The 11,755-nt window shown below is 72.2% G+C and carries 11 protein-coding genes; 7 read left to right on the top strand and 4 right to left on the bottom strand.

Annotated elements, in window-relative coordinates:
- Nucleotides 1–99: 99 nt before the first annotated feature.
- From UO65_RS23735 to UO65_RS23715, 5 genes are all read left to right on the top strand, one after another.
- The gene (locus UO65_RS23735; protein ID WP_035286438.1) at nt 100–2,334 is read left to right on the top strand and encodes a hypothetical protein; all 2,235 of its coding nucleotides are present in this window, start codon (nt 100–102) and stop codon (nt 2,332–2,334) included.
- A complete protein-coding gene (locus tag UO65_RS23730; RefSeq protein ID WP_035286437.1) occupies nt 2,331–3,470 on the top strand; it encodes a hypothetical protein in 1,140 nt (379 codons plus the stop codon). Before UO65_RS23735 ends, UO65_RS23730 begins: the two co-directional genes overlap by 4 nt.
- Nucleotides 3,467–4,243 carry a hypothetical protein gene (locus UO65_RS23725; RefSeq protein WP_035286435.1) on the top strand — a complete coding sequence of 259 codons (777 nt, stop codon included), beginning with the start codon at nt 3,467–3,469 and terminating at the stop codon, nt 4,241–4,243. The genes UO65_RS23730 and UO65_RS23725 overlap by 4 nt, the downstream gene beginning before the upstream one ends.
- Before the next feature lie 20 nt (nt 4,244–4,263).
- Entirely contained in the window at nt 4,264–4,674 is a 411-nt protein-coding gene (locus UO65_RS23720) for a hypothetical protein (RefSeq protein WP_035286434.1), read from the top strand.
- Between the two features lie 288 nt (nt 4,675–4,962).
- A complete protein-coding gene (locus UO65_RS23715) occupies nt 4,963–6,159 on the top strand; it encodes an erythromycin esterase family protein (protein WP_035286432.1) in 1,197 nt (398 codons plus the stop codon).
- 5 nt (nt 6,160–6,164) lie between these two features.
- Here the strand turns inward: UO65_RS23715 and UO65_RS23710 are convergent, their stop codons facing one another.
- The 4 genes from UO65_RS23710 to UO65_RS38855 form a co-directional block, all read right to left on the bottom strand.
- Entirely contained in the window at nt 6,165–6,863 is a 699-nt protein-coding gene (locus tag UO65_RS23710; RefSeq protein WP_084176194.1) for a carbohydrate ABC transporter permease, read from the bottom strand.
- A gap of 98 nt (nt 6,864–6,961) precedes the next feature.
- On the bottom strand, nt 6,962–7,855 hold the full coding sequence (locus tag UO65_RS23705) for a carbohydrate ABC transporter permease (protein WP_035286431.1): 894 nt from the start codon (nt 7,853–7,855) through the stop codon (nt 6,962–6,964).
- The gene (locus tag UO65_RS23700; protein WP_035286430.1) at nt 7,852–9,096 is read right to left on the bottom strand and encodes an ABC transporter substrate-binding protein; all 1,245 of its coding nucleotides are present in this window, start codon (nt 9,094–9,096) and stop codon (nt 7,852–7,854) included. Before UO65_RS23700 ends, UO65_RS23705 begins: the two co-directional genes overlap by 4 nt.
- Nucleotides 9,096–9,614 carry a beta-ketoacyl-[acyl-carrier-protein] synthase family protein gene (locus UO65_RS38855; RefSeq protein ID WP_035286428.1) on the bottom strand — a complete coding sequence of 173 codons (519 nt, stop codon included), beginning with the start codon at nt 9,612–9,614 and terminating at the stop codon, nt 9,096–9,098. The genes UO65_RS23700 and UO65_RS38855 overlap by 1 nt, the downstream gene beginning before the upstream one ends.
- A gap of 216 nt (nt 9,615–9,830) precedes the next feature.
- On the opposite strand from UO65_RS38855, the gene UO65_RS36945 reads away from it, so the two are divergent.
- Nucleotides 9,831–10,880 (top strand): ATP-binding cassette domain-containing protein, encoded by a 1,050-nt coding sequence (locus tag UO65_RS36945; protein WP_161784503.1) that lies wholly within the window; start codon nt 9,831–9,833, stop codon nt 10,878–10,880.
- Complete coding sequence (locus UO65_RS36940) at nt 10,877–11,707, top strand: ABC transporter permease (protein WP_035286427.1); 831 nt, start codon at nt 10,877–10,879, stop codon at nt 11,705–11,707. The genes UO65_RS36945 and UO65_RS36940 overlap by 4 nt, the downstream gene beginning before the upstream one ends.
- Nucleotides 11,708–11,755: the final 48 nt, after the last annotated feature.

Raw genomic sequence — 11,755 nt, 5'->3', positions numbered from 1 at the left:
CGATCTTCGGGTCAGGGGATGTGGGCGTTCACCGGCTTTGCGTAGTGTTCGGGGCGGGTGGTGGGCGGTTGCCCGTGCCGGAGTCGGGAGGGGTGTGGGGTGTCGGTCACGAGCCAGAAGCTCGACGGTGTGCTGGAGCGGCGGCAGGCCCAGCTCTCCCTCGTCGACGCTGAGATCGCCAGGTGGAACCGGGTGGGGGAGGTGCTGGGCCTGCTGCGGGCGCCCGGGTTGGGCGGGGGTCTGCTCGCCAGGGCCGGGTTGCTGGACACCGACCTGGTCGAGTTGGCCGGGCTGGCCCTGGACTCGGCCGCCGCGCTGGGGCGGGTGCGGGCCAGGGTGCGCAGGCGGACGATCAACATCGGGGTCAGCGGGCAGGCGCGCAACGGCAAGAGCACCCTGCTGCGGTCGTTGTCCGGGCTCGGCGACGAGCAGGTGCCGACCGGCAAGGGCAGGCCGGTGACCGCCGTGCGCAGCCGGATCTTCCACTCGACCGACCACGAGGGCGCCCGGGTCACCACCCACACCGAGCAGTCCTTCCTCGACGAGGTGCTCTACCCCTACTACGCCGAGTTCGGCGTGGTCACCGTGCCGACCGACCTCGCCGAGTTCACCCGGGGCTCCGACGTGCTCGCCGACTCCGCCCTGGCCGCGCAGTTGGCCGCCGACCCGCACAACGGGCCGCTGCTGGCGCGGTTGCGGGAGATCCGGGACAGCGCGCACACCTGGCGGCGGCACCTGACCGGGGCCGTGCTCGACGTGCCGTTGGACGGGCTGCGGCAGTGGGTGGCGTACCCGGCCGAGGAGTCCGTCGACCCCGACCGCAGGTACCTGGCGGTGCGGGAGGCCGTGGTGCACTGCGCGTTCCCGCGCACCGACACCACCGACATCGGGTTGATCGACCTGCCCGGGTTGGGGGAGCTGACCCCGCGGGCCGAGGAGCGGCACATCGTCGGGCTGCACAACGACGTCGACCTCGTGCTGATGGTCAAGTGGCCGACCGGCACCAACGCGCTGTGGACGACCTCGGACGCGGCGGCGATGGACCTGGCCAACAAGGCTCGGGGCGCGGCGGCGATGCGCGACTTCGCCATGATCCTGGTCAACACCGGGCAGTGCGACCCGGAGAACGTGGCCGCGCTGCGCGCCGATCTGACCGAGCGGGTCAACAACCGCACCGACGACGCCTACTTCCGGGTGCTGGAGGCCGACGTGGCCGACCCGGACGCGGTGCGGGTCGAGGTGCTGGACACCGTGCTCGACCACCTCGCCGACGCGCTGCCGCGGATGGACGCCGCGGTGATCGGCGACGCCCTGGCGCAGTGCGCGCGCAACCAGCAGGCCATCGCCGGGCGGGTGGGGGAGGCGCTCGACGCGCTGCGCAAGGTCGTCACCCCCACCTCCAGCGAGGCGCTGCACGCGCTGGCGCAGTCGGTGCTGGCCGAGCTGGCCCAGTCGTTGCAGGCCTGGATCGGGGACCTGGAGCGGCAGCTCACCCGCGAGGACGTCGGGGACGGCTTCCACGACCGGGCGGCGGAGGTGCGGGCCGACATCCGCGCCTGGATCGACACCGGGTTCGGCGAGGGCGCCGAGCACTGGCAGGAAATGGCCCTGCAGGACTTCCGGCGCAAGAAGGCGTCGCGGCCGTTCGCCGCCGCGGCGCTCAACAGCGTGCGGGTGGAGCTGGCCCGCAGGCTCGCCGCGGTGGACGACGTGCTGCTGGCCCGGCGCGCGGAGTTCTGGTCGGGGCTGGTCGAGGCGCTGGGCAGGCTCGGGGTGCTCTGCGGCGCCGAGCGGGACCCGCAGGCGGCGCTGAACCGCCTGGTCGGGGCGCTGCGGGAGATCCCGGAGCCGTGCCCGGCGATGGTGGACGCCTTCGAGTTCGTGCTCGACGTGCGCATGGACTTCCGGACCCTGGTGCTGCCGGACGTGCGCGACGCCCTGCAGTTGCTCTACCCGGAACCGCCGGGGGAGGAGGGCGTGCAGATGGCGTCGCTGCTGGGGGTCAGCCACGACGCCCAGGGCGCCGAGCTGCTCTACAAGCGGGTCACCCAGTTGGCCAAGCAGGGCGTGCACGACACCGGGCGGGTCATGGCGACCATCCCCGAGCGCGCGGCCAACGTGCTGCTCGCCTTCGCCGAGCAGTTCGAGGACGGCTTGATCCGCGGCAAGGCGGCGGAGAAGGAGATGGTGCGGGTCGTGGACGCCTTCCGGGAGCAGATGTGGCCCGCCGACGGCAACGCGGACCTGGCGGTCGGCATCGGGTTGCAGCGGCTGCGCGGGCTGCTGGCCGAGCTGCGGGCCGTCCTCGCCGAGGAGCAGGGGGTGGCGGCGTGACCGACGCTTTCAAGGTGTCCATGGTCGGCCCGACCGCGGTCGGCAAGACCACCCTGGTCTCGGCGATCCTGGACCAGACCCAGGCGCTGCTGCGCGGCACGCCGGTCGAGGTCGCCGCGGACGAGGAGACCGAGAACAAGCTGGCCACCCACCGCAAGCAACTGGCCATGGCGCTCGCGGCCCAGGAGTTCGAGCCGCACTCGCTGGGCAGCACCCAGACCACCACCGAGTACACCCTCGAGCTGCGGTCGATCGACATGGCCGAGCTGTCGGTCCCGTTCTCCGTCCTCGACTTCCCCGGTGGCTGGCTGGACCCGCTGGAGCGCGCGGGCTCACCGCAGGCCAGGACCGACTGGCCCCGGTGCGAGAACCACATCAGGCAGAGCATCATGCTGGTGGTCCCCATCGACGCCGCGGTGCTGATGGAGACGACCACCGGCAAGGAGCGCGCGGCCCGGGTCGCCCGGCTGGGGTTGACCGAGGTGCACCAGGTCGTGAAGCAGTGGGCGCGGCTGCGCAACCAGGCCCCCGACGAGCCCGCGGTCCTGGTGCTCGCCCCGCTCAAGTGCGAGAAGTACTTCTCCGACAACGGCCGCCGCACCGGCTACTCCGGTGTCGAGCTGGCCAAGGAGGTCCGCACCGTCTACGCCGACGTCCTGGCCGCGGTCCGCGACGAGGCGACCAAGCGCGCCATCCGGGTCGTCTACTCGCCGATCGACACCTACGGCTGCGTCGAGCTGTCGGAGGCGTTCTGGGAGCCCGCCGCCGACGGCATCCTGACCCTGCGGGCCACCTACCGCTTCCGCGGCGACCCACCGCGGCCGTCCATCCGCGCCGCCGCCACGGTCGTGCAGGAGCTGTGCCAGGCGATCATCTCCGCCCGGCGCGAGCAGGAGGCCGCGGCCCAGGCCGCCACCACCACGGCGGTCGCCGAGCTGACCTCCCGCCGCGCCCAGCGCAAGGGCCTCATCGGGACCCTCACCTACCACCTCAGCGGCGAGGCGGGCCGGGTGACCCGGGAGATCGAGTCGGGCACCGCCGAGCTGATCGAGATCGAGACCCGCCACGAGCAGTTGGCCGCGGCGATGGAGAGCCTGGCCACCCGCGCCCGCGACGCCCGGGTGGAGGTCTGGTGAGCAGGGCGGAGGTCACCGCCGTCATCACCCGGGGCAGGACCAGGGACTACGGCTACCTCGGCACCCCAGGTGACGAGTGGTGGGTGGAACCCGCCAGGTTCACCGACCTCGACCAGCCCGCCGTGCTGGCCCTGCGGGACGGGACCGGGTTCCGGGCGCTGGTCAGCGGAATCCCCTCCGCCCGCCGCGACAGCGTGGGCCGGACCATCCGGGTGACCCTGGTCCTGGCGGGCGACGACCGCCCGGGCGCGGTGCTCGCCCTGGCGCGCGCGGCTCTGGACGACACCGCCCGCGCCGCCCTGGGCGCCCGCCTCGACGGCGTCATCACCGAGGCCCTGGTCGACGAGTGGCGCGGCGTCGTCGACCGCCCCCTGGGCCCGGCGGCGGACGCGGTCCTCGACGCCGTCGATTCCCCGGGGGAACAGGTGCCGGGCGCCGGGCAACCGGCGTCCTGGGTGATGTCCGCGGACGACCCCTCCTCGACCGGCACCTTCCTCGCCCGCCTCGCCGACCTGCTGACCGGCGAGGCCGTCGGCTACGCGATCGCCACCAACAGGCTCGTCAGCGAGGCGGGCGCCGAACGGGCGAGGCAGGCCCTGGGCGCCGACACCGCCGTCCTGCTCCTCAGCGACTCCGCGACCGTGGCGGGGGTGCGGCCGCTGGGAAAAGCGCCGGGGACCCCGCGGTCCCCGACGCCCGCCCCGTTCCCGGTCCGGCTCCTGCTCGGCGCGGGACTGGCCTTGGTCGTGCTCTTGGCCCTGTTGCTGCTCTGATCTCCCACCTCCGCCTGGAGGTGGGGCTGGAGCTGCGGACCGCCTTCCCCGAGGTGCGGGCCCTCCTCCCCAACGGCACCACCGTGGCGGCGGAGTTCGTCTCCGCCGAACCGCTCTCCGACGGTTCCGCCCGCGCCACCCTGCGCCTGCGGCCCATCCCCCTGGAGCTGCCGGGCATCCGGATCGCGGGCACCGTTCCCCGCCCCCTGGCCGGGCCCGTCCTCGCCGCCTCGGACACGGGCAGGTGGCCGAGCACCCCCACCACGCTCCGCCTGGTCTCGGTCACCCTCGACCTCGACGAACTGGCCCGCACCCTCCACAGCGGCGCCATCAGCGCCCGGGACGGCATCACCGCCGCCGTCGACCAGCTCGTGAAAGCCTTCTCCACCAAGGACACCCCCGGTGATCCGGTTGCGTCAGCGGGTGATTGAGACGGCGAAGGGGGAGAACCCGCTGGACCGGATCACGTGCGGCACGAACAGGATCGCGGCCTCGGTGGCCCGCGCGGTCTCGATCCCACCGAGGTCGGCGATCCACTCCTGCCGCAGGCCGAGGTCCGCGAGCGCGGCGGGAACACCCGCTCACCCGCGCCCACACCTGGTTGCGCGACCTCGCGCGAACCGCATTGGCCGGTATACGGTCTTGAAGGTTTTATCGCTTTGTACTGCAAATACGGGAGGAAAGGTTTAAATAAGAACTTCAACGATACTGTCAAAGGCATGACTTCCGGCCTCACAGACACCACCCACCCCGTTGACGCCGCCGCCGTCATGGGGCTGCTCCCGAACCGCCCGCGGGTGCTCGCCCTCGGCGAACCCACCCACGGTGAGGACGTCCTGCTCCACCTGCGCAACGACCTGTTCCGGCAACTCGTCGAGCAGGAGGGCCACCGGATGATCGCGGTCGAGAGCGACTGCATGATGGGCCTGGTCGTGGACGACCACGTGACCTCCGGCAAGGGCACCCTCGACGAGGTCATGGAGGCGGGGTTCAGCCACGGCTTCGGCGCGTCCGAGGCCAACCGCGAGCTGGTGCGGTGGATGCGCGCCCACAACGAGGGCCTGCCCGCCTCCGAACGGGTGCGCTTCGCCGGGATCGACGGCCCGCTGGAGATGACCCACGCCGCGAGCCCCCGGCAGGCCCTCACCGCGCTCCACGACCACCTCGCGGCCCGGGTGGACATGGACCTGCTCCCGTGCACCGCCGAGGTCCTCGACCGCCTGCTCGGCGCCGACGACCGGTGGACCGACCCCGCCGCGATGATGGACCCCGCGCAGTCCGCTGGGCGGACGCCCGAGGCCGAGCGGTTGCGGTTGATCGCCGACGACCTGGCCGCCCTGCTCGACGCGCAGACACCGCACCTGGTCGCGGTGTCCTCGCGGGACGAGTGCGACCGGGCTCGCCTGTACGCGCGGACCGCCACCGGGTTGCTGCGCCACCACGCCTGCATGGCCGACACGTCACCGAGCCGCATGGCGCGGCTGGTGGGCCTGCGGGATTCGATGATGGCCGCCAACCTGCTCGCCCTCGCGGAACGGGGCCCGGTACTGGTGCACGCCCACAACGGCCACCTCCAGCGGGACGAGAGCAGCATGCGGATGGGCGGCCTGCCGCTGCGGTGGTGGAGCGCGGGCGCGATCGTCGGCGCCCACCTCGGCGACGGGTACGCCTTCCTGACCACGGCCCTCGGCACGATCCGCCACCGGGGAGTCGACACCCCGCCCCCGGACACCCTCGAAGGCCTCCTGTACGCGCTCCCGGACGACCGGTGCGTCGTCGACCCCCGCCGTCTCAAGGCCGTCCTCGGCGACGCGGAGCCCCGCGTGTCGCCCTACCACGGTTACGCCCCGCTCGACCCGGCCCACCTCGCCAGCCACGACGGGGTCGTGTTCATCAAGGACGCCCCGCAGGACTGACCCGACTACCCCTTGAGGCCGGTCTCGGTGACGCCGCGCACGAGGTGGCGCTGGAGCAGCACGAAGACCAGCAGCACCGGCAGGATCGACACGGCCGCACCCGCGAACAGCAGGGTGATCTTCGGGTTCTGCGCGGTCAGCAGGCTCGACAGGGCCACCTGCACCGTCCAGGTCGACGAGTCCTGGGCGATGATCAGCGGCCACAGCAACTGGTTCCAGCTCCCGATGAAGTCGATCACCGCGATCGCCGCGATGAAGCCGGTCGAGTTGGGCACCACCACGCGCCAGAACACGCCCCACCGGCTCAGCCCGTCCAACCGGCCCGCTTCCTCCAGCGCGAGCGGGAAGTCCAGGAAGTACTGGCGGAACAGGAACACGCTGAGCGCGCTGAACAGCCCGGGCACGATCAGCCCGCGCAGGTCCGACAGCCAACCGAGGCTCGACACCACCACGAAGCTCGGCACGAACGTCACCGCGGTGGGCACCATCAGGGTGGCGACCACCGCGTAGAGCACCTTCGACGCGTGCCGGTACGGGACGCGGGCGAGGCCGTAGCCTGCGAGCGAGCACACCACCAACTGGCCGAGGGTCTGCGGCACCGACACGATCACGGAGTTGAGCAGGCTGCGGGCGAACGGGACCTCGTCGTCGGTGAACAGCTCACCGACGGTCGACCAGTCCTCGGCGAGGCCCTGGCGGAGCATCACCGCGAACGGCAGCAGGAACAGCGCCGCGGCGACGGCCAGCACGAGCCGGACGAGCACGCGGGACACCGTCGTGCGGTTGTGGCCCACGGGTGGGTTCACGACGACGACCTCCGCAGCACGCGGCCGGACAGCAGGGTCACCAGGGCGATCAGCAGCGCCAGCACGAGGGCACCCGCGCTGCCCCGCCCCAGGTCCTGGCCGCCGGAACCGAGGGAGGTGTAGTAGAGGTAGACCAGCGGTGGCCGGGCGAACGGCGGGTAGCCGCGCGCGTCACCGAGGATGTTGTAGAACTCGTCGAACGCCTGGTAGGCGTTGATGAGGTTCAGCACCAGCACCGCCACCAGAGCCCCGCGCAGGCCGGGCAGCGTCACGTGCCGGAAGGTCTGCCACCCCGGGGACGCGCCGTCGGTCCACGCGGCCTCGTAGAGGTGGTCGGGGATGCGTTGCAGGGCTGCCAGGAACAGGACCATGTAGAAGCCGAGCTGCAACCACAGCCGCACGGTCACCAGCACGACCCAGTACAGCGGCGGGTCGACCGTGCCCACCCACGCCTGCGGCTCGCCGCCGAACCAGCCGAACACGGTGTTCACCACCCCGGTGTCCACCCCGGAGAACAGCGACATCTTCCACACCAGCGAGGCCACCACGTACGAGCAGGCGAACGGCAGGAAGAACACCGACCGCACGAACGCCCGCGCCACCCGCACCTGGTTGACCAGCAGCGCCAGCAGCAGCGACAGCACGACCGTGGTGGGCACGATCAGCGCGGCGAACGCGGAGAACGTGCCGATGCTGTCGAGGAACGCCCGGTCGGTGAGCATGTCGGTGTAGTTGTCGAGCCCGACGAACTCGGTCGGGGTGACGGTGTTGTGCGCGTCGAAGAAGCTCAGGTACGCGCTCCACCCGATCGGCACGTAGGTGAACAGCAGCAACCCCGCCGCGAAGGGGCCGACGAACAGCCAGAACGCCAGTGCGCCGCGTCGGTTCACCGACCGGTCCTGCTGATCTCACCCCGGGCGACCTCCACCGCGGCGCGCAGCTCGGTGGCGGCGTCCGCCCCCTCGCGCGCGATCCGCGACACCGCGTCGGACAGGGCGGTGTTCGCCCGCGCCGACCACCGGGACGGGCTCGCGATCCGCCCGCTGTCGACGACGAACCCGACGATGTCCTTGGCGGGCCCCGACCGCAGCGATTCCGCCTCGTCGCTGAGGCTCTTGCGGGCAGGCACGTGCGCGCCGAACGCGGTGGCGAACTCGGTCTGGTGGTCGGTCCGCTCCACCCACAGCCACCGCACGTACGCCTTCGCCGCCTCCACGTCCGCGCTGCGCGCGTTCACCATCGCGCTGTAGGCGCCCACCGGAACCGACACCGCACCGCTGTCATCCAGCTTGGGGAACGGCAGTACCCCGACGTCGTCCCCGAGCGCGGCGGTGATCTTGGGCAGGTTCCACAGCCCGGTCCACTGCATGGCGACCCGGCCGTCGACGAACGCCCCCGGGTCGGACCAGTCGGCGGGGGCGCCCAGCAGCAGCCCGCCGCCGGTCTGCAACTCCCGGAACTTGCCGAACACGGTGGCCGCGCGCGGGTCGTCGAACCCCGGCGCGGACCCGTCGGGGGACAGGAAGTCCAGCCCAGCGGCCCACAGCAGCGGCGGGGTCAGCACGCCGACACCGCCGTCGTTGCCCGCGAACAACCCACGGACACCACCGGTGTTGAGCCGCTTGACCGCGTCCAGCAACTCGTCCACGGTCCGCGGCGGGGTGACCCCGGCCGCCTGGAGCAGGCTGGGCCGGTAGAACAGGACCTGCGTGTCGATGGACTGCGGGATGCCGTAGAGCTGCCCGTCCACGGTCTGCGATTCGAGCAGGGCGGCCACGAAGTCACCCCGGGTGTCCCCGAGCAGGTCGCCCACCGGCACGACCTGCTTCTGCCGCACCCAGTCCACTTTCACCTGCGCCTCGAACACGTCCGGCACGGCGCTGTTCTGCAGGGCGGTGACGATCTTGGAGTCGTAGTCCCCGGGGTTCCACTGCACCTCGACCTCCGCCCCGGGGTAGGCGGCGGCGTAGCGCCGGACGGCGTCCTGCACCCCGTCCTCCCCGTAGGCGTGGTAACAGTGCCGCAACGTCCCCGCCGCCGACCCCTCCCGCCCCGTGTTCGACCCGCACGCCGCCAGCCCCAACAACCCGGCCACCGCCAGGAACGACCGCCGACTCGTCTCGATCCCCATCAACCCGCCTCCCGGAGCACAGTGGCGGGAATTCTCGCACCACCCCCCTCTCGTGTCGACTCTTCCCAGCAGGAGGAATCGCGGCCCGGCAGCCACGCCACCGCGCGGACGCGCTCGATCCGGCCCTGGGTCTCCAGCAGCGCCGGCGAGTCGTGGCCCAGCTCCTCGAACGTGGTGTCCAGGGAGTCCGGGCCCACGTCTGCGGGTTCCTCGCCGCCCGCGCTCGCGGTCCCCGTGGTGTTGACCGATGGTGGAATGCCACCGTCCCGAATGGACAGCAGGGCGGCCACCACGTCCAGCGGCGTCCCACCCGAGTGCAGCCGCCCGGTCATCGTCTTGGGCGCGGTCACCGACGCCCGCCCGGCGCCGAACACCTCCGCCGGCGCCGCCACCTCGGCCGCGTCCAACTCCGGGGTGCCCGCGGCGTCGGCGAACACCACGTCGGCGGCATCCACGCCCGCGTCGGCCGGGGTCGCCTTGGCGGTGCGGCGCAGCGCGGACGGGCGGTCCGAGCCCACCCGCCCGCTCCGACACCAGCACCCCGCTGGGGCCGCGCATTCCGTGCCGGATGGTGATCTGACCGGTGTTCACCGCGTAGGACCAGGCGAACGCCTGGTAGGCGCTGACGTGCCGGGAACCTGGCTGGGCAGCGATTGGCGTACAACGTACGAAGTGGTGTACCGTATGCTGTACGCCGATGCGTTTCCGGCGGGATGAACGGAAGGGGAGCAACAGTGGGTTCGAGCGATCTCGCGGTGGTGGCCGAAGGTCTCCGCAAGCGGTACGGCGACAAGGTCGCCCTGGACGGTTTCGACCTGAGCGTGCCGCGCGGCACGGTGTGCGGGCTGCTCGGTCCCAACGGCGCGGGCAAGACCACGGCGGTGCGCATCCTGGCCACGCTGCAATGCTTCGACGGCGGCCGGGCCGAGGTGGCCGGGTACGACGTGGCCACCGAGGCAGCGCAGGTGCGCTACCGGATCGGCCTGGTCGGGCAGAACGCGGCGGTCGACGAGGTGCTCGGCGGGCACCAGAACCTGGTCATGTTCGGCAAGTTGTACCGGCTCGGGGCCAAGGCGGCGCGGCAGCGCGCCGACGAGCTGCTGGACCGGTTCGGCCTCGCCGAGGTCGGCGGCAAGCCGGTCAAGTCCTACTCCGGCGGCATGCGGCGCAGGCTGGACCTGGCCGCGGGCATGATCCTGGCCCCGTCGGTGCTCTTCCTCGACGAGCCCACCGTCGGCCTCGACCCGCGCGGCCGCAACGAGGTGTGGGAGGCCGTGCGCGCCCTCGTGCGCCAGGGCACCACCGTGCTGCTGACCACCCAGTACCTCGACGAGGCCGACCAGCTCGCGGACCGGGTCTCGGTCATCGACACCGGCCGGGTCATCGCCGAGGGCACCCCCGACCAGCTCAAGACCAAGACCGGCGGAGACCGGATCGACCTCGCCGTGCACGACCGCGAGTGGTTGGCGCTGGCCGCGCGCACCGTCGAACAGCTCACCGGCGGCACCCCCGAGCTCGACGAGGAGGACCGCAAGCTCTCGGTGCGGGTCGCCAACAGCGACACCTCGCTGATCGAGGTCATCCGCGCCCTCGACGCGGCCGGGGTCACCGCCGAGGACATCGCCCTGCGCCGCCCCACCCTCGACGAGGTGTTCCTGCACCTCACCGGTCGCAGGCCGGTCGGCGAGGAGGCGAAGGCGGAGAAGAAGGACAAGGGCAGGAAGAACGGCAAGAAGGACGCACCGGTCGCCGAGAGCGCAGGCGCGCAGGAGGTGAACGCGTGACCGCGACCCTGGACCGGCCCGCCCCGGCGGCGACCGGCGGCGGCTTGGGCAACGTCCTGACCGACTCGGTGACCTTGACCGGGCGCAGCCTGGCGCACTGGGTGCGCAACCCGGCCACCCTGATCGCCTCGCTGGCGTTCAACATCGTCATGGTCCTGATGTTCGCCTTCCTCTTCGGCGGCGCCATGGCCGTGCCGGACGGCGGCAGCTACCGCGAGTTCCTGATGCCGGGCATGTTCGCCATGACCATGATCTTCGGCATCAGCATGACCACCATCGCCATCTCCACCGACGTGGAGCGCGGCGTCACCGACCGCTTCCGCTCCATGCCGATGGCGCCCGCGGCCATCCTGATCGGCCGGGCGGTGGCCGACATGCTCTTCGCTGTCGTCACCCTGGTCGTGATGATGCTGGTGGGCCTGGCGATCGGCTGGCGGGCCAACGGCTCGGTGGGCGCCACCCTGGGCGCCATGGGCCTGATCCTGCTGCTGCGGTTCGCGCTGATCTGGGTCGGGATCTTCCTCGGCCTGGTCATGCGCGGCCAGGAGGCGGTCGCGGGGGTGCAGACCCTGGAGTTCCCGCTGGGGTTCCTGTCCAACGCGTTCGTCGCGCCGTCGACCATGCCGGGCTGGCTGGGCGCGATCGCCGAGTGGAACCCGCTGTCGTCCACGGTGACCGCCACCCGGGTGCTGTTCGGCAACCCCGGCTGGGGCGGCGACTCGTGGGTGGTGGCGAACGCCTCGCTCATGGCGGTGGTCTGGCCGCTGGTGATCCTGGCGGTGTTCCTGCCGCTCGCGGTGCGCCGCTACGCGTCCTTGAGCGACTGACGGGCGGTCCGTTCCACGCTGGAACAGACCGAGGCTGCCCCGGCGGGC

Origin of the sequence: Actinokineospora spheciospongiae, from assembly GCF_000564855.1 — a bacterium.
GTDB lineage: Bacteria > Actinomycetota > Actinomycetes > Mycobacteriales > Pseudonocardiaceae > Actinokineospora > Actinokineospora spheciospongiae.
Note: the sequence above shows the minus strand (reverse complement) of the source record. Positions and strands in the feature narration are given on the sequence as shown.